Origin of the sequence: Actinomyces marseillensis (assembly GCF_900155605.1) — a bacterium.
Lineage (GTDB): Bacteria > Actinomycetota > Actinomycetes > Actinomycetales > Actinomycetaceae > Pauljensenia > Pauljensenia marseillensis.
Map to the genome: position 1 here is coordinate 504,087 of NZ_LT707420.1, position 24,636 is coordinate 528,722.

The window sequence follows — 24,636 nt, forward strand, 5'->3', positions numbered from 1 at the left end:
TCGAAATCAGTTGGGAATCAGTTACCAATCCTCTTGATAGACTTCCGGACCAGATCGAACGCTACAAGGACGAGTTGGGAATCAGTTACCAATCCTCTTGATAGACTTCCGCACTTCTTTGCAGATCGCACGAGCGCGTTGGGAATCAGTTACCAATCCTCTTGATAGACTTCGGATTGAATGGGCACAAGGTGTGCCGTGGTTGGGAATCAGTTACCAATCCTCTTGATAGACTTCCATCGCGTGCTCGGGGCGATGACGCTGCGTTGGGAATCAGTTACCAATCCTCTTGATAGACTTCAGAGGATTGGTTTTCCCTTGGAATAGCAAGGTTTTCGGGGCTTCGAACGATTAAAATTCGAAGCCCCGAACGCTATTTTTCGCACTTTTCGGCATCTACGGAAGAAAAACTGAAGCCTACATGCGGCCTCACGCTATGTCCGATCTGCCCCAACAACCGTATTTCCGGGCACGAAGATCGGATCAAGCAGGGTCAGACCATGCACAGGGCGGCGGATCTTCGCCTCGGAATCTGCCGACGTCACGGAACCGGCGGCTACAGCTTCCGCGGCCGCTTCCTTTTGGGGCTCGCCATCAATTTGGGCGACCAACATTTCAACCGCACGCCTCAATAGCTCGCCGGGGCGCGTATCAAAGTGATCGACATCGAATAGGCAGTGCGCGCGCTCGGCAGACCAGCCGCTGGCTACCAGCGAGACATCACGGCCGGGACGAATCTCCAGATCGATCAGGGCGTTGCACCAGTCATCCGCAGAGATCGTCGGCCCCAAAATGTAGGAATCAATCCGATTATCACCGGCAATTTGCCCAACGAGCTTACGGATTTCGCGAATTCCCGTCCCGCACGTGCGCGAGAGCAAAGGAATCCCGGACTCGCCCGCCGTATCAACAACCGCCTGCCTGAACTGCGAGACGAAGTTCAACGATTGCACATCGGGGCTTGCCGAATGGACGAAAGCAATGTTGCGCGCTCCCGCGTCACGCAGGCGGTGAACCGCGGCGCGCCCGGCCTCGTAATAATCAACGTCGATGGACTGGATCGGTGCATTAAAAGGCCCAGAGCCCGGGGTTCCAATGAAAACCGTGGGGATCTTGCTCTCTGCAACGACGCCCAAACGAGCATCATTGAAGCGCACCTCCATGATGAACAGGCCGTCACACAGCGCGGTCTGCATGACTCTTCGAAGCCCGGCGGCGCCCTCGTCGGCGGTGATCAACAGCAGGTCGAAATCGTGCTCGCGCAAGAGCTGCGCCAAAGTGATCAGCATGTAGTGCTGGGCCGCCGCGTCCGCTCCCTCGTGGTAGGGGACCACCACTCCCAGGACGCGGGACTTTCGTGAACGCAAGGATCGGGCACCCGCATGGGGCTGATACCCCAGCTCTTTCATTGCAATTTGGACACGCTTTTCCGTCTCGGGGGAGACGGCTCGGCGTCCACTCATGACATACGAGACCGTGGTTTGCGAGACTCCCGCTAGTTTTGCGACATCTCTGCTGGTTGGCTGACGCGCCATCTCAGGTCCTCCCGGTATCTTGACAGGATCGCGTGAACAACTTATTGTGAGTTCCGCATCACATGTGCGGGCGTCGATGCCCGCAAATATTTTTTATCCGACGAATACGTATGCGTAATGAATAATACCAGAAAAACTCCTGAAAATTGTCATTAAACGAATACGTATTCGTCCGGTCAAAAAGGAGCACAGGTGTACACGAAGAAGCAGTACCCCGGCGCAGTTGAACTCTGCTTCGCGCACGAGTTCATCCGCATTGAGGCATGGGGGCGCAATGCGCTTCGTGTGCGCATCGGCCCCTCTGCAGACTTCCCACAAGGACTAGGAGCCCTCGAAGCGGGGCCTGCCACCGGCCTCGGGACAAGCACGGAAGAAGCAAAGGTCACCGAGATCCCCGGCTACGACACACCCGAAGAAGTCTTCACCAACGGGCGTATCAGCGTCGTTGCCAACCTTGACGGTGGAACAGGAATTGCCCGCTTCCTTCTGGATTTCCGCAAGGACGGCGAATCTATCCTCCGCGAAGCCCCCGAGCACTTCTGGTGGCCAGGCGCCCACGGAATCTACCCCGGTTTCGGCGGACACGAAGTCCACCAGTGCTTCGCCTCCGACCCCGGCGAACGCTTCTACGGAATGGGACAACACTCCTACGATTTCCTCGATCACAAAGGAATCGTCTCTGACCTCATCCAACGCAACGGAGAAGTCTCCATCCCCTTCGTCCTCTCTGACAAGGGCTACGGATTCTTGTGGAACAACCCCTCCGTCGGCCGCGTCGAATTCGCCAAAGAAAGCACCCGCTGGGTCGCACAGCAAAGCGAGTGGATCGACTACTGGGTGTGCGTGGGCGATACCCCCAAGGAAATCCTCGAGGCCTATGCCGACGCGGTCGGCCACGCGCCGCGCATTCCGCAGTGGGCACTGGGCCTGTGGCAATCCAAGCTGCGCTACACCAGCCAAGAAGAACTCATGGATGTTGCGCGCGAATACAAGCGCCGCGGCCTGCCCCTGTCCGTGATCGTCACCGACTTCATCCACTGGCCCGCAATGGGGGAGTGGCGCTTCGACGAAAACGAATATCCAAATCCCGAGGCGATGATGGCCGAATTGGAGGAAATGGGTACGAAACTGATGGTTTCCGTGTGGCCAACAGTGTCACCTCTGGCTGAAACGGACGCAGAAATTCGCGCAAAGGGCCTCTTGGTCGGCACCGAAGCCGGAGTCGAATACCACCAAACATTCCGCGATAAGGGAATGGATCGGCCGCTCCCCGTCGCCTTCTACGACCCGACAAACCCCGCGGCCCGCGAGTACGTCTGGAACAAGCTGAAGAACAACTACTTCGATCTGGGTGTCCGCGTGTTCTGGCTCGATGCCTGCGAACCTGAACTCAACCCCGGTCACCCCTCCAACCTGCGCTTCTACGCCGGAAGCGGCCTGAATGTCTCCAACCTCTACCCGCGCGAGAACGCGCGCATGGTCTGGGAAGGAATGCGCGAACAGGGTGAAGACGAATTCCTCAGCCTGTGTCGCAGCGCGTGGGCCGGCCAAGCCAAGTACGGCTCGGCGGTATGGAGCGGCGATATTGCCCCCACCTGGGAAGCGCTCTTCACTCAGGTCCGAGCAGGCCAATCCATTGGAATCTCGGGGATCCCATGGTGGACCAGTGACATCGGCGGCTTCCACGGAGGCGACCCCAGCGACCCCGCGTACCAGGAGCTCTTCGCTCGCTGGTTCGAGTTCGGTACTTTCTGCCCGCTCATGCGCGTCCACGGTCACCGCGAACCCCGCGAGGACGTGGCCTCGGACAACCCCGGCGGACCCAACGAAATCTGGTCCTACGGTGAGGAAGTCGCACAGATCTGCGCACGCTACATCCACCTCAGGGAAGCGCTGCGCCCCTACATCGGCCGCGTCATGGACGAGGCCGCCGAGCGTGGAATCCCCCCGATGCGCGCACTCTTCCTCGAATTCCCCGAGGATCCGCGCGCGTGGGAAGAAGAAGGAGAATTCCTCCTTGGTCCCGACCTCCTTGTCGCCCCCATTGTCGAGGCCGGCGCCCGCAGCGCCCGCGTCTACCTTCCCGCGGGAGTGCGCTGGCAGCAGCTGCTGATCGCAGGCGGCGAAGAAAAGGCAGGTACGGCCTCGTACACCCTGGGAGACGTCTTCGAGGGTGGGCAAGAGGTCACCATCGATGCACCACTTGAGTGCATCCCCGTATTTGTCCGTGAAAACACGGAACTTGGTAGTTGCTGACGGACAACTATCAACACTCAAAGGAGAGAGAATAATGGCACACACATCGAAGCTCGCAATGCGCGGCGTTGCCCTTTTCGGTGCTTCAGTGATGGCACTGGGACTGGGCGCATGTTCAGGAGGAAAGTCGGATTCTTCGTCTGGCGCCTCCGGTGGACAGGTCACCGTTGAAATGTGGGACTACCTGAGCGGTGACACCGCCAACAGCTCGATCGAAGCATCGATTGCAGAGTTCGAGAAGGCAAACCCCGACATCAAGGTCAAGCGCACCACCTTTGCTTTCGCTGACCTGTCGAAGTCCATTCTCCAGGGCTCGGTCGGCGGCGAGGTCCCCGACGTTGCAGTCGTGGACGTGGTCGACAACCAGAACTTCGCGTCTTTGGGCATGCTCAAGGACCTCAGCGGTGATGGCATCAACAAGTCTGATTTCTTCGATGGCCCCTGGTCCTCGGTTGAATTCGATGGAAAGACCTACGGTATTCCGCTGAACTCGAACAACCTCGCCCTGTACTACAACAAGACCATGCTCAAGGAAGCCGGTGTTGAGGTTCCGACCGACTGGGAGTCCTTGAAGGAAGTTGCAAAGAAGACCACAAAGGGCGACGTCAAGGGCCTGGCGATTTCCGGTGTGAAGTCTGAGTCCGCAACCTTCCAGATCCTGCCCTTCGTGTGGCAGACCGGTGGCGACCTGTCCAACTACAGCGAGTCCGGCGCAACCGCACTGGCCTACCTGCGCGGCATGATTGAAGAAGGCTCGATGTCCGAGGCCGTCTCCAACTACACCCAGGAAGATGCGCGTACCCAGTTCATCACCGGCAAGGCCGCAATGATGATCAATGGCCCGTGGGAGCTCTCGACCCTGACCAAGGATGCCGAGATCGAATGGGACGTCGCTCCGCTTCCTAAGGACAAGCGCGCAGCAACCTCGATGGGTGGCGAAAACGTTGTCGTCATGAACGGTGCAAAGCAGTCCGAGGCAGCCGTGAAGCTCGCGAAGTACCTGACCAGCGCAGAAGGCGCCAAGATCTACTGCGACGGCTCCGGCCAGCTCTCCTCGCGCCCCGACCTGCAGGGCAAGCTCAAGCTCTCGAGCGATCCTAAGCTCAAGGTCTTCGAAGATCAGCTCCAGTATGCACACGCACGCGCATACGGAAAGGACTACCCGAAGATTTCCGAGGCCATCCAGCTGTCCATGCAGGAAGCCCTGACCGGTGCGTCGACTCCCGAGGCCGCAGCAAAGAAGGCCGCGGACACGATGAACCCCTTGCTGCCCAAGAACTGAGCGGCAAAGGACACAGGTCCGGCGAGTATCGTAGGCCTCGTCAAGGACCGCACAATACCTAGTGGCACCCCACGCGAGTACGAACGCAACAATGGGAGCCCGTGGCAAAGCCACGGTATCCCTACTCGCGTGGGGAGCCCGCAACTCTGAGTAAGTGAATTTACGATGACGCGAACAAAGAAAGCGGGTCACGACGCAGGATCTCGTTCCATGGCGCGCACTCGTCGCCTGGGGTTCCTCCTTGCGCTACCCGCAATCATCTACATAACAATTTTCCTCGTTGTTCCCCTGGTCTATAACATCTGGCTGTCAATCTCTGACGCCAACGGTTCCAATCTCATTACGGGCGACTACCACCCGACGGGCTTTGCGAACTATAAGGAAATGCTGGCCAGCCCCGGTTTTTGGAATGGCGTCAAGCTTTCGGCGATCTTCACCGTCGCGTCCCTTGCTTTGCAGTTCCTCGTCGGATACGCGCTGGCACTGTTCTTCCGCAAGCCCTTCCCCGGAAACGGCATTATTCGCGCGCTACTGCTGGTCGCCTGGATTCTTCCCGCCGTTGTGACCGGTACGATCTTCCGCTGGATGTTCGACTCTGATTTTGGCGTCATTAACTACTTCTTGACCTCAATGCACCTGGTGGACAAACCGGTCATGTGGCTCACCGGTCCAACAACCGCAATGGTTGCGGTCGTTGTCGCAAACCTCTGGGTTGGAATGCCCTTCAACATGCTCCTGATCTTGTCGGGATTGCACACCATTGACGATGGCTTGTACGAGGCCGCCGAAGTTGATGGTGCGGGCCCTATCCGTACGTTCTTCTCCATCACGGAACCCCTCATGCGTCCTGTCGTCTTCTCGCTCTTGCTCTTGGGCGTCATCAATACCTACAAGGTCTTCGACCTGATCTACACGATGACGAAAGGCGGGCCCGTTGAAGCGACGACGACTTTGCCGATCTTCACCTACCTGCAGACCTTCAAGGTCTTCGATTTCGGCAATGGGGCAGCCGCCTCGATGCTGACGATGGTTCTCCCGCTGGCGCTGTCGTGGTTCTATGTTCGTTCGCTGGATAAGGAGGACGCGTGATGTCTGTGGAGACTTCTGAAGCCCAAGGTGTGGCCAGCGAAAGTGCACCCAAGGGCGGAAAGCGCGCCGAGGCCTCGGAAACGAGGACTTTTGCGAAGACAAAGCACGAGAAGCGTGAAGGCCGCGTGCGCATCGCAAAATCTGCCGCCGCATGGGTCATGGCGATCTTCTATCTTTTCCCGGTCTATTGGATGGTGTGCACCGCCTTCAAGACGCAGAAAGAAACCTTCGTTCAGCCACCGCACCTCATCCCTCAAAATCCGACGCTTGATTCCTTCCGAGTCGCCTTCAGTGACAACTTTGGGATCTGGAAGGCACTGGGGAACTCGGCGATCATCGCTGCTGGGTGTCTGGTACTGACGCTGCTCTTTGCAATCCCCGCGGCCTACGCGATCGCGCGAATGAGGAGCGCAGTGACAACCGGAATGCTGATCTTGTTGAGCGTCGTTCAGCTCCTCCCAGCCATCGCGATCTCGATCCCGATGTTCGTGCTTTTCCGCCAAGCGGGAATGGTTAACACCCTCCCCTCGATCATCTTGGCGGACGTGACGGGTACCCTGCCTTTCGCGATCATCATGCTGCGACCGTTCTTCAAGCAGTTCCCGAAGGAAGTTGAGGAGGCGGCGCGACTTGATGGCCTCGGAATCATTGGAACCATTGTTCGCGTGGTGATCCCAACGATTCGCCCTGGTGTCATCATGATCGGGTCCTTCTCATTCCTCATGACCTGGGGTGAGTTCACCTTCGCGTTGACCTTGCTGACGAAGGCGGATCTGCAGCCTTTGACGGTTGCTTTGAACCGCTTGATTGGTCAGTATGCGACGAACTGGAATGACCTGATGGCTGTGGCCACGGTTATTGCAATCCCGGTTTTGATCCTCTTCATTGCTCTGCAGCGCTACATCGTTGCTGGCCTCGCCGGTGGCGCGACGAAGGGGTGAGGACGCGGCGAAGGGGATACAGCGCGGCGAGGCCGGGGCGTGCCCTCCCCACTTCGCTCTCTCATTCCTGCTTTAGCTCACTGACTCCGGGCCTATGACTGTTCTGAGGCCGTAGGTGAGCGAGCTAAAGCAGGAGGGGATGGACGCGTGTAGACATCGCCCAGAAGTTGGTGTTCACTGAGATCACGAACATCCAAGGTCCGCAGGGCATTCGCACCTCCACCAACGAAGATTTGGCAGGTTCTCTGTGTTATTCGATGAAACTCAACTTCCCGAAACGCACTCGGCACTTCATTTTCCGGCCGATGAATGGTGGAAGAGCGCGGTTGTTTACCAGATCTATCCCCGCTCATTTAATGACGCGAACGGAGATGGTTTCGGCGATCTCCAAGGGATCCGCTCCAGGTTGGGATACCTGAAGGAACTGGGCGTTGATGTCCTGTGGCTTTCGCCGATCTACCGTTCACCCCAAGCCGATAATGGCTACGACATTTCCGATTATCAGGACATCGATCCCGCTTTCGGGACCATGGACGACTTCAATGAGCTCATCGCAGACGTTCACTCCCTAGGGATGAAACTGGTCATGGACCTGGTCGTCAACCACACTTCGGACGAGCACCCGTGGTTCATTGAGTCGCGTTCCTCGATCGATAATCCAAAGCGCGATTGGTACTACTGGCGTGACCCGCGTCCGGGTTTTGAAGGAGGAACCCCCGGAGCCGAACCCACAAATTGGGGGTCATTCTTCTCAGGTCCCGTGTGGAAATACGACCCGCATACCGGTCAGTACTACCTCCACCTCTTCGCAGAAAAACAGCCCGACCTGAACTGGGAGAACCCCGAAGTTCGCCAGGCCGTCTACGAAATGATGCGCTGGTGGCTGGACCGCGGGGTCGATGGCTTCCGAATGGATGTCATCAACCTGATCTCCAAGGTCCCCGGCCTTCCCGATGGCACCTGCCAGCCCGGTCAGGATCTTGCCGACGGAAGCCCCTTCTACATGGAGGGGCCGCGCCTGCATGAATTCCTCCAGGAAATGCACGGTGAAGTTTTCGAGGGCCGTGGAGCGATCTTCACCGTTGGGGAAACCCCCGGGGTACTCCTCGAAAATGCGCCTCTCTACTCTGATCCCGCGCGCCACGAAGTCAACATGATCTTCCAATTCGAGCACGTCGGCTTAGGGCTGCCTGAAGGAAAATTCGGCCGCCGCACGTTGGAAGCGGGAGACCTCGCGGACTCGCTCACGCGCTGGCAAGAAGGCCTCGCCGAGCGGGGATGGAACAGCCTCTACCTGTGCAACCACGATCAACCGCGCACGGTCAGTCGTTTCGGCGATGAAAAGTACTGGTATGACAGTGCGACTGCGCTTGCGACGATTCTTCATCTCCTGCGCGGAACCCCCTATATCTACCAGGGTGAAGAACTGGGCATGACGAACACGGTCTTCGCGGGGATCGAGGACTTTGAGGACATCGAGTCCACCAACTACTACCGTGTGGCCACCGAACACGGAGATGATCCCGAGCGCGTCCTTGATGGCCTGCGTGCGATGGGCCGCGATAACGCGCGCACTCCCGTCCAGTGGGATGCGTCGGACAATGCTGGTTTTACGACGGGTACGCCGTGGATTGCTCTCAATCCGAACTACCCGGTCATCAACGCCTCCGAGCAGGTGGGGGACCCGGTCTCGGTGTTCTCCTACTTCCGCGCGCTCATTCGCCTGCGTCATCACCTGCCGGTTGTTGCCGATGGGCGCTTCGAGCGCATCGATGCGGGACATCGTGAGATCTTCGCCTTCCGCCGCACCTTGGGTGAGCGCCAGCTGGTAGTTATTGCAAATCTTTCCTCGAAAGATCTGGCCCCGGTCCTTCCTTCAGAGATTTCCGAGGCCGTACCTGCGTTTGTCCCAGTCCTGACCAATGCGAATGTGTGGGAAGAGATGGGTGCGCCGCTTGCTCCGTGGAGGGCGCGGGTTTTTCTTCGATAGTCATCGTGTCAACCATTGAGACCATTCATGTTTGAACTCGCTGGAAATTCACGATTTTTCTGAGAAATAGTGAATACGTATTCGGTGAATTGAGGCTCTGACCTGCGCTGATAGTTATCAGTGCAGGTCAGAGCTGTTTTATTGTCACTCTTCCGCGGTATTTCAACGATTTTTCAATCCAGAATTAAGTCGCTGTGATTCATTGTTATGCCAATGTTGCGTGCAGGAATGGTTCTGGATGCGTTCAGGCGATCTTTGTAGCGTCATCGCGAAGCTTTAACAGGCTGTTTTCGCTGATAACACGCAGAAAAACAGAGTGAGGGATACGCATGCGGATTGGAACCGCAAAGAAGATCGGGGCGCTCGTAACCGCCGGTGTACTCGCGGGAAGCGCGACAGTACTCGGCGCAGAATACCGAGCAGAAGCCGCCCCAACAATTACGAAAGTCTGGGCCGACAAAGCGCGTTATGAGCCGGGGACACCTGTCACTGTCACTGCCCAAACTCAAGGGAGCGGGGAAGTAAACTTCTCACTCACCCACCTGGGAAAGCAGATCGATCACTACACCGCCCAGGCCTCGGAAAACGGCAAAACAACCTGGACTTTTACTCCCCCGAGCACGGACTTCACGGGCTACATGGTGGAAGTCGACACTAAAGATTCCCAGGCGAATACGGCGATTGACGTTTCCAGCACTTGGACGCGATACCCGCGCTTTGGCTACCTGGGTAACTACAGCGCTGATCTCAGCGGAAAGACTGACGGCATCATCGATCAGCTGGCCCAGGACTACCACATCAATTCGCTCCAGTACTACGACTGGATGTGGCGTCATGAAGACCCGGTGCGCTACGAAGACGGCAAGGTCGCGCCGCAGTGGAGCGACTGGAAGAAGTGGAACTTCTCCTCGGACGTCATCAAGCAATTCATCGCCTCGGGCGATGATGCCGGCGTCGCCTCGCTGCCCTACTCCATGAGCTATGCAGCACTTGAGGGGTACCAAAACCACGGCGTGAGCAGCGACTGGGCAATCAACATCCGAGGCGACAACGACACCCGCGTCCCCTGGACAAGCGTCATGATCCCCGGCCAGCAGGACACAACCCTGCACATGATGAACCCGCAGAATACTCAGTGGCGTCAGCATATGGTCGATCAGTACAAGAAGCAGATCGAACTGGGCTTCGAGGGAACGCATATCGACCAGCTCGGTAACCCTCAGGGCGCGTGGGATGTCAACGGGAACCCCGTCGACCTCGAAGCCGGTTTTGCGTCGCTCGTGAACGAGACTTCGGAGCAGACGAAGAAGCCTGTTGGACTCAATGCCGTTGACGGCTACGGTTCCAGCCAATTGGCTCAGTCCAAAGCCGACTACCTCTACACCGAGCTGTGGGGCAGCCAGGCCTCGAACTCGAACTTGGCGGACTATCTGGAACGTCAGCGCAAGGAGTCCGGAGGCAAGAGCGCAGTCGTCGCTGCATACATGAACTCCGACTCCGTGACGGGCGACCGATACGAGGCCGAGGACGCGTCTCACGCGGGACTGCCCACGGCCTCGGACCACGAAGGCTACACGGGCAAGGGATTCGTCGAGCAGCCCGAATGGCGAAGGAAGGCTGTCTCCTTCAACGTCAATGTCACTGAGAGTCGCAACTACGGTCTGGTCTTGCGCTGGGCGAATGCAACCGGACGCATGGCTGTGCGCAGCGTGTACGTCGATGGCACGAAGATCGGCGTCCTGTACATGGGATCAAGCCCGACACATTTCAACGACAACTCTGACATCTGGACCCGGTGGAGCACGGGCGAGGCCAGGAGCACGTGGCTGGACAAGGGACAGCACACAATCACCTACCAGTTCGATGAGGGCGATTACGGAGATATCAACGTTGACTCGTTGACGGTTTCTTCCTTCGACACTCCTTCCGTTCAGTTGGCTGACGCGGTATTCGCGGCAAACGGCGCGCACCACCTGGAACTGGGCCAGGACAACAACATGCTCAATGGCCCCTTCTTCCCTGACCGCATCAAGTTCATGAGCTATGAGCTGCAGGACTGGCTGCGTAACTACTACAACGTCATTACCGGTTACGAAAATGTCCTCTACGGACCCAACCTTCACCGCGTCAGCCGAGGCGTGTCGATCCAGGGGCATAACGTCAGCTCCAACGGAAGCGCAAACACCATTTGGGCAAACGCCATGACCAATGGCGATACGCAGGTCCTTCACCTGATCAACCTCGAGAAGGACAATGACGACAAGTGGCGTGATCCCACCGCAAAGCCCGAGACTTTGCTTGGCTTGCCCGTTTCCTACACGATTGGCGACGGTGAAGTTCCCGCGCACTTGTACGCGGTCAGCCCTGATGTTGACGGCGGTCGTGCGCGTGAGATTCCCTTCACCGTCAAGACCAACGATCAAGGACAGCTCACCGTGAACTTCACGGCAGACGTGCTCTCCGTGTGGGACTTCTTCTACACGCAAAAGGACGAGGCCTCGCACAACGATGGCGGCAACACCGACGGTCACTCGGACGCCAGCACTCCCGACAACACGCCGAGTACTCAGCTTCAGCAGGGTGCGTTGGTCAATGGAAATGGGAAGTGCTTGGACCTGTGGGACGGAGCGAGCCTCAATGGTCGCAAGATTCAGGAGTGGGATTGTGTGCGCACGACGTCTTCTGACCGAAGCGCCTCCGAGCCGATCTACGCACAGAATGTGACCTTTGATCAGGGCAAACTCATACTGGCCGGCAAGTGCCTCGACATCTTCGAGCAGCGCAATGAGAACGGAACTCCCATTCACCTGTGGGACTGCGTCCCCGCGCCCACGCAGGAATGGAGGCAGTTGTCAGGCGGTCAACTGCAAAACGTGGCGACTGGGAAATGTCTGGCAGTTCGGGAAGACTCTTCCGAAAACGGGACAGTCATTCACCTATGGGATTGTCATTCAGGGCAGACTGAAAAATGGAGTTTCGAGCGGTAGCCGCTGGGGAACTCCGTAGCGGCCGTGGCCCCATTTCCTTGGAGGGAGAGGTGGGGCCACGGTCTTTTTCTGGGTGCGTTAAGTCTCACATGGAATGGGTTTGCAATGAGTGTTCGTGGCGCGATACTCTTTTGGCAATTTGGGCTGGTTCAGCACCAGGTTGATGAAGTTTACGAATGTAGTGCCACGAAACCTTAGAAACAGGAAGGATAACCGATGAGCACGATCGCCCCCACCCGAGAAAAAGAAGAAGTCACTCGACACGATGATGACTTCTCATTTGAAGCAGTTCCATCTCAGAACCGACGGTCATTTTGGGCCGTCGGTTTTGTTATGCTCGGCTTCACCTTCTTCTCCGCCTCGATGAGCGTTGGAGCAAAGCTCGGAAACGGCCTCAATTACTCACAGTACGTGTGGGCGGTGATCATCGGCGGCGCGATCTTGGCCGTCTACACCGGATCCCTGGGCTACATCGGCGCAAAGACCGGACTGAGCTTCGACCTCATGTCTCGCCACACCTTCGGACGCATCGGTTCCTACCTCCCCTCGGCACTCATCTCCTTCACGCAGATGGGTTGGTTCGGTGTCGGCGTCGCAATGTTCGGCATCCCCGCAGCTGAAACCCTGGGAATCAGCCCCTGGCCGGTCGTCATCGTTGCAGGTGGACTCATGACCGCTTCCGCTTACTTCGGAATCAAGGCCATCGAAATCGTCTCCTTCATCTCGGTGCCCCTGATCGCAATCCTCGGTAGCTACTCGATGATCGCCGCAGTGAACGACGGAGGCGGCCTCCACGCAGTCTTCGGACAAAACCAGGGAATGACCACGGTGACCGCAATCGGCCTCGTCATCGGAAGCTTCGTCTCCGGCGGAAGCGCAACCCCGAACTTCACGCGTTTCGCGAAGACCACCACTTCGGCGGTCATCACGACGGTCATCGCCTTCTTCATCGGCAACACCTTGATGTTCTCCTTCGGCGCGGTCGGCGGTGCCTTCACCGGCAAGGACGACATCTTCTACGTCATGATGGCCCAGGGACTGCTGATCCCCGCCCTCATCGTCCTCGGCGCCAACATCTGGACCACGAACAACAACGCCCTGTACACGACCGGTCTTGGATACGCGAACATCACCGGAATCAACAAGAAGCCCCTGGTCTTGGTCGCTGGAGTCATCGGCACCCTGGGCGCCCTGTGGCTCTACGACAACTTCGTCGGCTGGCTGAGCCTGCTCAACGCCACTCTGCCTCCCATCGGTGCGGTCCTGGTCGCGGACTACTTCGCCCGCAGGAAGACCTACATGACTGAGGGTGAGAGCGCAACCACCATCAAGTGGGCACCGATCGTCGCCTTGGTCGCGGGCGCGCTGACCGGCTGGCTGACCCCCGGCTTCGGAATCGTCTCGATCAACGCCATGGTCGTCGCGATCCTCGTCTACTTCATCGGAAGCGCAATCGAGAAGGGAATCCGTCGATGAGCACCCCCGCAAATGCTGGAGCGAACCTGCTCATCAAGGGTGTCCGCATTGAAGACGGACCCGCCGGAGTCGACATCCGCATCACGGACGGAAAGTTCGCGGAAATCGGCGCGGGACTGACGCCTCGTGAAGGCGAAGAGGTCCGCGACTACACGGGCAAGCTGGTGCTGCCCCCCTATATCGAATCCCACGTTCACTTGGATACGGCGCTTACCTCGGGACAGCCGCGTTACAACGAAAGCGGAACCCTCTTCGAGGGCATCGAGGTGTGGAGCGAGCGCAAGCAGACCCTGACCTACGAGGACGTCAAAGATCGCGCCGGCCGGGCACTTCGCCAGCAGGCACAGTTCGGCATCCAGTACGTGCGCTCGCACGTCGACGTGACGGACCCGGACCTGACGGCCCTTCGCGCGCTTATCGATCTGCGCGAGGAACTCAAGGACTCCATGACCCTGCAGTTGGTCGCCTTCCCGCAGGAGGGCATCGAGTCCTTCCCCAACGGACGCGACCTGATGCGCCGCGCGGCGGAAATGGGTGTGGACGCCATCGGTGCGATCCCGCACTTTGAGTTCACCCGCGAGTATTCCGTGTCCTCGCTGAACTTCGCAGTCGAGCTCGCCCAGGAATACAACCTGCTCATGGACGTACACTGCGACGAAATCGACGACGAGGCCTCGCGCGGGCTAGAAACCCTGGCCACGCGCGCACTCGAAGCCGGGATTGGGCCGCGAGTGACCGCCTCGCACACGACGGCGATGCACTCCTACAACAATGCGTACTTCCTGCGTCTGGTGCGCCTGCTCAAGATGAGTGGCATCAACTTCGTGTCGAATCCTCTGGTCAACACGCACCTGCAGGGACGTGTCGACACCTACCCGAAGCGCCGAGGTGTCACCCGCGTGAAGGAACTGACCGAGGCGGGAATCAACGTCTCCTTCGGGCAGGATGACATTGAGGATCCGTGGAATCCCATGGGTACTGGAAACTTGCGTGATGTCGTGCTCAACGGCCTGTACGTCACGCAGATGATGGCGCGCCCGGAGATTACGGGCTCGTACAACTTCATCACTCACAATGCTGCGCGCACGCTGAACCTCTCCGATTACGGCATCGAGATTGGGAACACCGCGAACTTCATTGTGTTGGATGCCGAGGATTGGTTCCACGCGCTGAGTTTCGGTGCCCCCGTGCTTGCGAACTTCCGCGCCGGCCGAGTGCTGGCGGAGTGCGAACCGCTTGCGCGTAGCGTCCGTTTCTAGGGATTGCCGAGGCCGTGCTTCCTTGAGGGGAGCGGGAGCCTTGCGCCTTTGGTACTGACTGCCTGGGCTCCGCTTCTGATTGCACTATCAAGAGCGGAGCCCAGGGGTTTGTCGAGGGCCAGTTCTGCAACCAGGGTTCCGACAAAAGCATCTCCTGCACCAGTCGGATCAACTACATGCGTGGGGATTGCGGGGCGATGCTCCCATGAATCTGTTTCCCTGGTATAAACCCAGGCACCTTTCTCCGCGCCGGTCACGACAAGAATCGGGGGCAAGGTCGTATCTTTGTGTTCGCTGGTAAGTAAGGACATTCCGTTTGTAATGTCATCCCAGCTGGTCGCAAAACACCTGCGGACACCAAACTCATTGACAATGAGAATGTTGGCTGTTGACAGGATTGGATCAGTAGGGTCAAATTCGGCACCAGTGTCTGCATCGATGACGAATCGGCCATCGCTCACTTGCATAGAGGAAATGGCCTTAGCAAGTTGGTCGTTATTTCGCACTCTGCGGATCTTTTCAGGAGTCGAGCACAGGATAGTCGAAGTCGAGATTCGTTCCAGAGCTTGCTCATCTAGGGTGACTGTTTCAGATTGGCGATCAGGGTAGATGACAGCGTTAGAACCTTCGGTTATGAACACTAAACAGACTGGCTCAACACCGTCAGCGATTTGTGTAATGAGTGAAGTATCGATCCCACAGCTATTGAGATCATCGAGCAAAGTACCTGAATCGGGACAATCTTTGAGGAAGCCAATGAGAGCAACATCGGCTGTGCTGCAACGAGCAGCGACAGCCATGTTGGCGATTGTCCCCCCCGGGATTCGAGCCAGTGAAGAAAATGTCGCTTTGTCCCCCAGCTGTGGCCAGTGATCGAGCGGACATAGGACATCCATAATCGGTTCCCCGATGAATGTCACACGTGCGTTCACAAGTGCCTCCTCGGCCCTCCGTCTGTGCAGTGAGCAAATAGTGCGCTTGTGACACAACCGCCTTCGATGGGGATCCATTCGGAAGGAAAACAAGGGTCAGAGTCAGCAAGCCAGTGATACGCAGTCGAACTATCAATTCCGAAACACGGTGAATGCCATGTCCCACGATGGAGGATCATCGCACAGCCACGTGGGATGACAATAAATGCTGAGTCTTCAGCAGTTGGTACGGGGTGCTGTGAAGAACAGACTGCGAAGATGATAGGTTCGGAGGTTGGGAGCAAGGTTTCTTGGGTGTGGTCATGTCGCTCGAGTGCAGTTACGGGCGTGTCGAAGCATTCCACGAAGGTCATTGCGAGGTTAACAGGATTGCTGTTGATCTTCTCCCGGCTTTTGAAGTCTTCCCAGCCTTCACCGGATGCTTGAATGACGGTGGGGTGCTCCGGAGAAAAACATAATTCTTGTCCCCATGCGGAGATATCATCGATACCCACCGTATAAGTGGGACGAACATGGGATTTCATCAGTGCCCCTCAAGTTTACGAACTAGGCGGACAAGCTCTGCGACACGTGGACGTTCAAGGTCGCCGTGGGCGTCGCCGTCTGTCTTCAACGAAGAGCCAATGATTGCTCCGTCGGCAATCCTCAGTTGTTCGACGCAATTTGATGCACGCACTCCGGCGCCAACAATTAGTGGAAAATCACCAATAATCTCGCGAAATGTTGAGATTTTCTCGATCTCAGTTTCAACACCTGTCGCACGTCCGGTGACGATGATTCCATCACCTCGTCGCATTGCGCGGTGAAGATCCTCTTCAAGAGAGTTTCCGCTAAGTACGGGTTGATTCTTAAGTCGCACGCCTCCCAAGATCACAGTGGGGGAGTTTTCTTGGCACCAGTTCACTCGCTCTTCAAAAGCTGGTTCTTGCTCGGGAGGAAGCTGCCCCGCCAGGGAGTCGAGTTGAATGAATGGAAGTTGGTACTCGACGGCAAGATCGAAGCTTTTGTCGTTATCCCAGATGATATCGACACCGACAAACAGTTGAGGGAATTCTTCGAGAATACGAGGAAGGCAGTAGACAACATCGTCATAGCTTCCAAAGTAGTTTTCTACGATAACTCCGTCGAAACCTTCTTCACTGAAGATCTCACTTTCTTTGCGCGCGCGGTCCAGAATGTCCTGCTGTCCCTCGCCTTTGAGATGGAGCATTCCCAACAGGAGCTTTGATCGGTTGAGCGGCCATTGTCCAAGACAGGCACTACGTGAAGGAGTCATTATTCCTAGCTTTCTGTAGTAATGAAGAGTTGATTAAAAAATGCGCGCAGAGCATCAAGTGTGATGAGATCCGGTGAGGCATTCGCGCGGCGGGCAACCTCAACACCTGGAGGAACACGCAAATACGAGCGTTTAAGGACTGCCTCGTTTGCGAATACAGAGGATGCAGTGTCGTCGCAAATGATTGTTCCTTCGGACATAACGACAACTCTGGGGAAATTCTCAATCACGAAACGCATGTCGTGCGATACCGCAATAACGCATATTCCTTCTTGGGAAGCCCACTGGAGTATTCCACTCAGTGTTTCCCGCCCGATGTCATCGAGGCCCGCGGTGGGCTCGTCAATGATGAGGTAATCAGGTCGCAGTGCAAGAGCTGCGGCGCAGGTGACGAATTTCCTCTGAGCAAGAGGCAGATCCAAAGGATTAGTCTCGGCCTCACCCGTGAGGGCACAGACTTCTAAAGCATCGCTAACTCTCTGATCGATCTCTTCGGTGGTGAGCGTCTTTCGACGTTCCAGAGCGTAGGCACACTCATGACGCACGCTCGTGCAGAAGATCTGATCATTCGGATTTTGAAAAACGTAGCCGATCTGTTGGGCAATCTGATCACTCCGCATACGTGTAAGGCTTGTCTCATCAAGGAAAACTTCGCCAGACGAGGGTGTGATAAGACCGTTGAGAAGCTTTGAAAGCGTTGATTTTCCTGCACCATTTTGCCCGACAAGTGCAACTCGTTCCCCCGAAGCAAAGCGTACGGAAACTCTGTCGAGAGCAAGGTTTCCGTCCGGGTATGAAAACGAAATATCGCGGCATTCAATCATGATGTGCTCCGAGACCTGTCACTCGGGTAGATGTGGAGATGTCAGCCCAGGCGTCTTCACGAGTGAGCCATGGTGAACGCCCAACTTCNTCCTCGGCCCTCCGTCTGTGCAGTGAGCAAATAGTGCGCTTGTGACACAACCGCCTTCGATGGGGATCCATTCGGAAGGAAAACAAGGGTCAGAGTCAGCAAGCCAGTGATACGCAGTCGAACTATCAATTCCGAAACACGGTGAATGCCATGTCCCACGATGGAGGATCATCGCACAGCCACGTGGGATGACAATAAATGCTGAGTCTTCAGCAGTTGGTACGGGGTGCTGTGAAGAACAGACTGCGAAGATGATAGGTTCGGAGGTTGGGAGCAAGGTTTCTTGGGTGTGGTCATGTCGCTCGAGTGCAGTTACGGGCGTGTCGAAGCATTCCACGAAGGTCATTGCGAGGTTAACAGGATTGCTGTTGATCTTCTCCCGGCTTTTGAAGTCTTCCCAGCCTTCACCGGATGCTTGAATGACGGTGGGGTGCTCCGGAGAAAAACATAATTCTTGTCCCCATGCGGAGATATCATCGATACCCACCGTATAAGTGGGACGAACATGGGATTTCATCAGTGCCCCTCAAGTTTACGAACTAGGCGGACAAGCTCTGCGACACGTGGACGTTCAAGGTCGCCGTGGGCGTCGCCGTCTGTCTTCAACGAAGAGCCAATGATTGCTCCGTCGGCAATCCTCAGTTGTTCGACGCAATTTGATGCACGCACTCCGGCGCCAACAATTAGTGGAAAATCACCAATAATCTCGCGAAATGTTGAGATTTTCTCGATCTCAGTTTCAACACCTGTCGCACGTCCGGTGACGATGATTCCATCACCTCGTCGCATTGCGCGGTGAAGATCCTCTTCAAGAGAGTTTCCGCTAAGTACGGGTTGATTCTTAAGTCGCACGCCTCCCAAGATCACAGTGGGGGAGTTTTCTTGGCACCAGTTCACTCGCTCTTCAAAAGCTGGTTCTTGCTCGGGAGGAAGCTGCCCCGCCAGGGAGTCGAGTTGAATGAATGGAAGTTGGTACTCGACGGCAAGATCGAAGCTTTTGTCGTTATCCCAGATGATATCGACACCGACAAACAGTTGAGGGAATTCTTCGAGAATACGAGGAAGGCAGTAGACAACATCGTCATAGCTTCCAAAGTAGTTTTCTACGATAACTCCGTCGAAACCTTCTTCACTGAAGATCTCACTTTCTTTGCGCGCGCGGTCCAGAATGTCCTGCTGTCCCTCGCCTTTGAGATGGAGCATTCCCAACAGGAGCTTTGATCGGTTGAGCGGCCATTGTCCAAGACAGGCACTACGTGAAGGAGTCATTATTCCTAGCTTTCTGTAGTAATGAAGAGTTGATTAAAAAATGCGCGCAGAGCATCAAGTGTGATGAGATCCGGTGAGGCATTCGCGCGGCGGGCAACCTCAACACCTGGAGGAACACGCAAATACGAGCGTTTAAGGACTGCCTCGTTTGCGAATACAGAGGATGCAGTGTCGTCGCAAATGATTGTTCCTTCGGACATAACGACAACTCTGGGGAAATTCTCAATCACGAAACGCATGTCGTGCGATACCGCAATAACGCATATTCCTTCTTGGGAAGCCCACTGGAGTATTCCACTCAGTGTTTCCCGCCCGATGTCATCGAGGCCCGCGGTGGGCTCGTCAATGATGAGGTAATCAGGTCGCAGTGCAAGAGCTGCGGCGCAGGTGACGAATTTCCTCTGAGCAAGAGGCAGATCCAAAGGATTAGTCTCGGCCTCACCCGTGAGGGCACAGACTTCTAAAGCATCGCTAACTCTCTGATCGATCTCTTCGGTGGTGAGCGTCTTTCGACGTTCCAGAGCGTAGGCACACTCATGACGCACGCTCGTGCAGAAGATCTGATCATTCGGATTTTGAAAAACGTAGCCGATCTGTTGGGCAATCTGATCACTCCGCATACGTGTAAGGCTTGTCTCATCAAGGAAAACTTCGCCAGACGAGGGTGTGATAAGACCGTTGAGAAGCTTTGAAAGCGTTGATTTTCCTGCACCATTTTGCCCGACAAGTGCAACTCGTTCCCCCGAAGCAAAGCGTACGGAAACTCTGTCGAGAGCAAGGTTTCCGTCCGGGTATGAAAACGAAATATCGCGGCATTCAATCATGATGTGCTCCGAGACCTGTCACTCGGGTAGATGTGGAGATGTCAGCCCAGGCGTCTTCACGAGTGAGCCATGGTGAACGCCCAACTTCGGCCGATAGACGCAGTACTTCAGGGAAACCGCAGCGTACGCCATCCTCCAGTGCTTTGGGGAGTACTTGTTGTGCACTTCCTTGAGCGTAGGTACGTCCCTGGTCGACGATAATAAATTCATCGACGATATCTACAAGTAGATCGACTTTGTTTTCCGCCAAAAGTACTGTTTTTCCTGTGTTCTTCAGTGAGTAAATTACCTCGAGAATCATGTCGGTGGTCAGCGGATCGAGCTGTGAAGTCGGTTCATCGATGAGCAAAATGGGAGTATCCATGGCCAAGACAGCAGCCAAGGAGACTCGCTGACGCTGACCTCCTGAGAGTTCGAGGGGGTCTTTAAAGGCAAGGGACTGTAGATGTGTATCGACAATGATCTGGGCGACACGATCAATCATGCGATCGCGGTCCCAGCCCAGGTTTTCTAACCCGAATGCGATTTCTTCGACGACTGTAGTGCACACCCCTGTGAGTTGTGTGTAGGGGTTTTCGAAGACGAGGCCGATAGAGGCTGCAAGTTGTCGTTCGTCTAGCTCGGTGAGATCCTCACCGAGAATACGGATACTTCCGGTCACTGTTCCCCCAAGAATAGAGGGAATGAGTCCGCGCAGAGTATTGCACAGAGTCGTCTTTCCAGATCCGTTTGGACCGATTAATCCGTAGATCTTTCCTTGCTCGAGTTCAAGTGAAATGCCGTCGAGGGCATTGGTCGGAGCTAGTGGGTGGCGAACCGAAAGATCAGTGACGCTTATTGCGTTCACCATAGGAATCGACCTCCCAAAGCAATGGCTGTTGATACAAATAAAGAGATAAGTAGGTAAAGAGCGTCCCTAACAGAGAACTTTTGGTGAGGTTTGAGAAGCTGTGTATCTTTTGAGACACCAAAACCGCGAACTTCCATTGCAATCGCGCGTTCTTCAACGCTTGCGAGAGAAGAAAGAACCAGCGGAGACACCGTTGGAAGTAACGCGCGTAGGCGAATCCAGCGACTTCCGTCCACTTGGATCCCGCGTGATCGTTGAGCATCTTGGACGGCACTTGCGCGCTGTCCAAGTTCAGGGACCAAGCGGATGGAGTTCATGACGACATAAGAGGCTTGTCGGCTCGCTCCCATAGTCTCAAGAGCCTGAGCCATGTCTTTGAGGGAAAGTATTGAACTCAGAAGAATGAGTGGAGCGCATACCGCAAGCAACATGGCGATGTACCAAATTGCAGAATCGACCCCTTCTTGAGTGACAGTTAGGGGGCCAACATGGAAGAGAACAGAATCTCCGTATTCGAAGAAGGCGCGAACAAAGAGGGTAAAAACCGCAATCGTTGTGCCAATCTTCCAAAACCTTGGCCAGAACACCGAGAAAACTCCGAAGAGAGTGGAGGCAACGATGATCACTAATGAGAAGGCATAGTATGTCGGCGCATCGCCGGTGCTGAGCACCCCGATCATGAGGATCACGGGTATGGCAAGGCGTAGCAGAGGGTGAATTCTCTCAACGAATCGTTGTGGAACATCCTGCGCAATCTCGTCGAGAATTGCCTGCCGCATCGTGGTGTGTTCCGCGGTGTTCTGGCTAGAAGACGTAGTCATGACACTACTTTGTGTGCGTCTGAATGCTTACTTTGTAACCTTTTGACGAGACTGGAGGTATTTCTCTCCATTGGGGAACTTCGCCAGTGTGCGCTGTGGCAAGGCAATCAAAATGTAGAAAACGACAAGAGCTGTGATGACTTTGTCTGTGATATCGCCTGAAACGCCGGCACTCATTGCTGCCAACCAGTTTGGAGCACCAATCTGACGCAGGAGACCAGCGATGATGCCTGTTCCTGTTGAGGACAAACCGTGGTACACGATGATCGTGATAAGTGATCCCGATACGCCGGTAGTAATTCCGCCAATAATTCCCGAGAGTAATGAACGCAGGAATGTCGAATAGCCGTTGTAGTGGGACAAGATTGTCGCGACTCCACCGGTAATAACGAAAAGCGGAATGTAGAAGATATTGGAGGGGTTCGTAATCAGAGATGCAAGGCCAGTGATAACACCGACGATCGTTGCTGGCCAGAAGCCGGAGATGACTGCGGTGAGTACAACGCCGATCGAATCAAGCCAAATTGGGAGCTTGAGGGCAAAAACGATATTGGAAACAACAATATTAAGAGCGATGGCGATGGGGATGACGTAGAGCGTCATCTTGTTCATCTGCTTAGCAGACATGGGTATTCTCCTCTTTGAGAGTTACAGGTTCGGCATATCCTCTGACCTGATCAATCGTCATGGTTGCCTGGACGCGTGTGGAGTACGTGACTTCGCTTTCTTCAATGCATGCCCCGTTGTGGTCGTAGGTAGAGCCCGTGAGGTGAAGAAGGCAGCGCGTACCCGCCGGTTCGCCAAGGATCGTGCGGGTTTCTTGGTCAATGCTTCGCGCGCTCATCGAAACCACCGAGAACTTCGGAGTTGTCCGATAGGCATCGCGAAGGATGTGATAGATCGAGGCATCGGTGAAATCAACTTCTTGGATGCCGGGGAATAGATCAATCGGAAGGAAAGAAATATCGAGGCTCACCGGGAAAGAACCGTTGTCGTTCTCAATCAAGCGAAGGCGCTTGAGTCGTAGGAAGGGGCGATTCTGACGCAGTACCACCGAGTGATCCAAGACGCGTGCGCGTGCGTGGTCGCTTGTTCCCTCGAGGCGGTCGGTCAACGAGCCGAATCCCCACAAAACACGCTTGTTTTCCTGTGAGGTAACGAAGGTTCCTTTACCTTGGTAGGACCGAAGATAGCCCTCACTGACGAGGACTTGGAGTGCGCGGCGAACTGTTCCCCGAGTCACCGAGAACTGCTCGCACAGAATGCTCTCAGAAGGAATCCGTGAACCGGCGGTGAGATCGCCGTCCAGGATTTGGCGTCTGATAGTCTGTGCGATCTGTTCGTAGACCGGAGGGGAAATGCTTGTCACCTCATGCTCCTTTGCAATCTGCGGACAGGCGACAATATATGATGTAGATCATATACAGGTCAATATCCATCATGTACGTATTTTCTAGACAAGTTCAAGGAAAAGTACATGAATATGAGTCTGGTGACTTAGGTAAAACAACGCCCCGGGGGCCAGCTCACCTGGCCCCCGGGGACGAGATTGAATAAATGTCAGTTGTTACCTTCAACAACCTCGAGAGGAATCTGGTATTCCTTGCCGTTGGGGTCGGTGAGCTTAATGGTGGTTTCACCGACCTTCTTGGGGTGAATACGAAGGTTCTTGGAACCCTTGACCTGCTCGGCAATTTCCGCGTCAGCAATCTCGACCTTTGCCTTCGAGACGCTGCCATCGAGCTTGAACTCGAGGTCACGCTGCTCGGGGAGCTTCACGCCGGTTTCGACGACCGTGGCCGGATCCTTGGTAATGAACTTTTCGTTGGTTGCTGACTGGGGGCCGCTGGAGCAAGCAGCGAGGCCGGTTGCTGCCATGACGGCAATGCACATTGTTGCAATGAGAGATTTACGCATGACTCTCAGTCTAGCCATCCTCGAAAGAGCGTCCATCTCAGACTCCACATTTCGGAAGTCTGCACCTAAACTGCGACCGAATTGTGATGAAGCAATGCTGCCAAAATCCCAGGGTGAAGACGATCCGCGGTTGACGCAAAAGTGGGATGCACTGGCGAAAAATAGCCGAAAAACGGACAATAAGAGCGACCGTTGCAACCAAAGGAGCAAAAATGCAGGCCGAAGACTACCGCAAGGTCCCCGAAGTTGGAGTGACCAATCCAACGATTGACGTGCTGCGCGCACATCGCACCATCCGCAAGTTCGAGGACACCCAGCTTGGCCTCGAGGAACGCGATGCCCTCATCGACGTAGCCCGTCGCGCACCCACCTCATCCTTCCGCCAGCAGTTCTCAATCATTCACGTCACCGATGTGGCAAAGCGTGATGCTCTGGCTGAGGTCGCACAGCAGCCCTACGTGGGCACCTCCAAGGGCGACCTTTTCATGTTCGTCGTCGACCTCTACCGCAATGCGCGAATTCGTGAAGAAGCGGGAATGGATATTGCTCCGCTCCAGCGCACCAACCTGTTCTTGGCAGCCATGGAAGACGCGGTTTTGGCCGCTCACAACATGGAGGTTGCCGCTGAATCCATGGGTTTGGGCACGGTTTACCTCGGCTCGCTGCTACGCAACCCCGCGCGAACGATCGAGCTCCTCGAACTGCCTCGCATGACCTTCCCGATCCTCGGCCTGCTGGTGGGACGCCCGCTGCAGGACCCGCCTTACCGTCCTCGTATCCCCAAGGACTTGGCCGTCGGCGAAAACACCTACCCGAAGGTCGAGGGTTCCTACCTGGAGGCCCTTGCCGAATATGACGAAGACGTACGCACCTACTACGAAATGCGCAAGGCCGGCCTTGGAGCCACCAATGCCTTCACTCAGATCATCAGCGAACAGATGGGACTGCCTGACACCTTTGACACGGCCCCCGTCCTTGAGGTCCTGCATTCGCAAGGCCTGTGCCTGAGTTAATTTCCA

The 24,636-nt window shown here is 55.8% G+C and carries 22 protein-coding genes and 1 CRISPR repeat array (1 of these 23 cut by a window edge); of the genes, 9 read left to right on the forward strand and 13 right to left on the reverse strand.

The features are described from left to right. Window positions 1–301: a CRISPR direct-repeat array (repeat unit 36 nt; unit sequence GTTGGGAATCAGTTACCAATCCTCTTGATAGACTTC); it begins 2,615 nt to the left of the window's first position. Between the two features lie 133 nt (window positions 302–434). Then, window positions 435–1,535 carry a LacI family DNA-binding transcriptional regulator gene (locus BQ8011_RS02150; RefSeq protein ID WP_072457087.1) on the reverse strand — a complete coding sequence of 367 codons (1,101 nt, stop codon included), beginning with the start codon at window positions 1,533–1,535 and terminating at the stop codon, window positions 435–437. Between the two features lie 192 nt (window positions 1,536–1,727). On the opposite strand from BQ8011_RS02150, the gene BQ8011_RS02155 reads away from it, so the two are divergent. The 8 genes from BQ8011_RS02155 to codA all read left to right on the forward strand — a co-directional run bounded on the left by BQ8011_RS02155 (window position 1,728) and on the right by codA (window position 14,815). Further along, window positions 1,728–3,791, forward strand: a complete 2,064-nt coding sequence (locus BQ8011_RS02155) for a glycoside hydrolase family 31 protein (RefSeq protein WP_072457089.1) — start codon at window positions 1,728–1,730, stop codon at window positions 3,789–3,791. Between the two features lie 34 nt (window positions 3,792–3,825). Next, window positions 3,826–5,073 (forward strand): sugar ABC transporter substrate-binding protein, encoded by a 1,248-nt coding sequence (locus tag BQ8011_RS02160; protein WP_034500964.1) that lies wholly within the window; start codon window positions 3,826–3,828, stop codon window positions 5,071–5,073. Between the two features lie 210 nt (window positions 5,074–5,283). After that, window positions 5,284–6,162 (forward strand): carbohydrate ABC transporter permease, encoded by an 879-nt coding sequence (locus tag BQ8011_RS02165; RefSeq protein WP_234952137.1) that lies wholly within the window; start codon window positions 5,284–5,286, stop codon window positions 6,160–6,162. Next, window positions 6,162–7,103 (forward strand): carbohydrate ABC transporter permease, encoded by a 942-nt coding sequence (locus BQ8011_RS02170; RefSeq protein WP_072457091.1) that lies wholly within the window; start codon window positions 6,162–6,164, stop codon window positions 7,101–7,103. The genes BQ8011_RS02165 and BQ8011_RS02170 overlap by 1 nt, the downstream gene beginning before the upstream one ends. A gap of 247 nt (window positions 7,104–7,350) precedes the next feature. Beyond that, window positions 7,351–9,093, forward strand: coding sequence for an alpha-glucosidase (locus BQ8011_RS02175; RefSeq protein WP_072457093.1), 1,743 nt, complete (start codon window positions 7,351–7,353; stop codon window positions 9,091–9,093). A gap of 329 nt (window positions 9,094–9,422) precedes the next feature. After that, on the forward strand, window positions 9,423–12,080 hold the full coding sequence (locus tag BQ8011_RS02180; protein WP_083429969.1) for a glycoside hydrolase family 66 protein: 2,658 nt from the start codon (window positions 9,423–9,425) through the stop codon (window positions 12,078–12,080). Between the two features lie 216 nt (window positions 12,081–12,296). Further along, entirely contained in the window at window positions 12,297–13,556 is a 1,260-nt protein-coding gene (gene codB, locus BQ8011_RS02185) for a cytosine permease (RefSeq protein WP_072457097.1), read from the forward strand. Next, window positions 13,553–14,815, forward strand: coding sequence for a cytosine deaminase (gene codA, locus BQ8011_RS02190; RefSeq protein WP_173656064.1), 1,263 nt, complete (start codon window positions 13,553–13,555; stop codon window positions 14,813–14,815). The genes codB and codA overlap by 4 nt, the downstream gene beginning before the upstream one ends. Here codA and BQ8011_RS02195 read toward each other — a convergent pair. The 12 genes from BQ8011_RS02195 to BQ8011_RS02250 form a co-directional block, all read right to left on the reverse strand. Continuing rightward, window positions 14,812–15,747, reverse strand: a complete 936-nt coding sequence (locus BQ8011_RS02195; RefSeq protein ID WP_157885001.1) for a carbohydrate kinase family protein — start codon at window positions 15,745–15,747, stop codon at window positions 14,812–14,814. The two genes, codA and BQ8011_RS02195, sit on opposite strands and share 4 nt — an antisense overlap. Beyond that, on the reverse strand, window positions 15,744–16,271 hold the full coding sequence (locus tag BQ8011_RS09275; RefSeq protein WP_072457099.1) for an ureidoglycolate lyase: 528 nt from the start codon (window positions 16,269–16,271) through the stop codon (window positions 15,744–15,746). Before BQ8011_RS09275 ends, BQ8011_RS02195 begins: the two co-directional genes overlap by 4 nt. After that, entirely contained in the window at window positions 16,271–17,023 is a 753-nt protein-coding gene (locus BQ8011_RS02205) for a BtpA/SgcQ family protein (protein WP_072457101.1), read from the reverse strand. The genes BQ8011_RS09275 and BQ8011_RS02205 overlap by 1 nt, the downstream gene beginning before the upstream one ends. A 5-nt stretch (window positions 17,024–17,028) precedes the next feature. After that, entirely contained in the window at window positions 17,029–17,847 is an 819-nt protein-coding gene (locus BQ8011_RS02210) for an energy-coupling factor ABC transporter ATP-binding protein (RefSeq protein WP_072457103.1), read from the reverse strand. 18 nt (window positions 17,848–17,865) lie between these two features. Further along, window positions 17,866–18,453 carry an ureidoglycolate lyase gene (locus BQ8011_RS09280; RefSeq protein WP_077209663.1) on the reverse strand — a complete coding sequence of 196 codons (588 nt, stop codon included), beginning with the start codon at window positions 18,451–18,453 and terminating at the stop codon, window positions 17,866–17,868. After that, on the reverse strand, window positions 18,453–19,205 hold the full coding sequence (locus BQ8011_RS02220; RefSeq protein WP_072457101.1) for a BtpA/SgcQ family protein: 753 nt from the start codon (window positions 19,203–19,205) through the stop codon (window positions 18,453–18,455). The genes BQ8011_RS09280 and BQ8011_RS02220 overlap by 1 nt, the downstream gene beginning before the upstream one ends. A 5-nt stretch (window positions 19,206–19,210) precedes the next feature. Continuing rightward, the gene (locus BQ8011_RS02225) at window positions 19,211–20,029 is read right to left on the reverse strand and encodes an energy-coupling factor ABC transporter ATP-binding protein (protein WP_072457103.1); all 819 of its coding nucleotides are present in this window, start codon (window positions 20,027–20,029) and stop codon (window positions 19,211–19,213) included. Further along, a complete protein-coding gene (locus BQ8011_RS02230; protein WP_072457105.1) occupies window positions 20,022–20,879 on the reverse strand; it encodes an energy-coupling factor ABC transporter ATP-binding protein in 858 nt (285 codons plus the stop codon). Before BQ8011_RS02230 ends, BQ8011_RS02225 begins: the two co-directional genes overlap by 8 nt. Then, window positions 20,873–21,700 carry an energy-coupling factor transporter transmembrane component T gene (locus BQ8011_RS02235; RefSeq protein WP_231945341.1) on the reverse strand — a complete coding sequence of 276 codons (828 nt, stop codon included), beginning with the start codon at window positions 21,698–21,700 and terminating at the stop codon, window positions 20,873–20,875. The genes BQ8011_RS02230 and BQ8011_RS02235 overlap by 7 nt, the downstream gene beginning before the upstream one ends. 27 nt (window positions 21,701–21,727) lie before the next feature. Next, entirely contained in the window at window positions 21,728–22,327 is a 600-nt protein-coding gene (locus BQ8011_RS02240; protein ID WP_072457109.1) for a histidine kinase, read from the reverse strand. Next, on the reverse strand, window positions 22,317–23,069 hold the full coding sequence (locus BQ8011_RS02245) for a GntR family transcriptional regulator (RefSeq protein WP_072457111.1): 753 nt from the start codon (window positions 23,067–23,069) through the stop codon (window positions 22,317–22,319). The genes BQ8011_RS02240 and BQ8011_RS02245 overlap by 11 nt, the downstream gene beginning before the upstream one ends. A gap of 191 nt (window positions 23,070–23,260) precedes the next feature. Then, on the reverse strand, window positions 23,261–23,617 hold the full coding sequence (locus tag BQ8011_RS02250; RefSeq protein ID WP_231945342.1) for an Ig-like domain-containing protein: 357 nt from the start codon (window positions 23,615–23,617) through the stop codon (window positions 23,261–23,263). 212 nt (window positions 23,618–23,829) lie between these two features. On the opposite strand from BQ8011_RS02250, the gene BQ8011_RS02255 reads away from it, so the two are divergent. Next, window positions 23,830–24,630: a nitroreductase family protein gene (locus tag BQ8011_RS02255; protein WP_173656065.1), complete on the forward strand. Its 801-nt coding sequence runs from the start codon at window positions 23,830–23,832 to the stop codon at window positions 24,628–24,630. Window positions 24,631–24,636 lie beyond the last annotated feature (6 nt).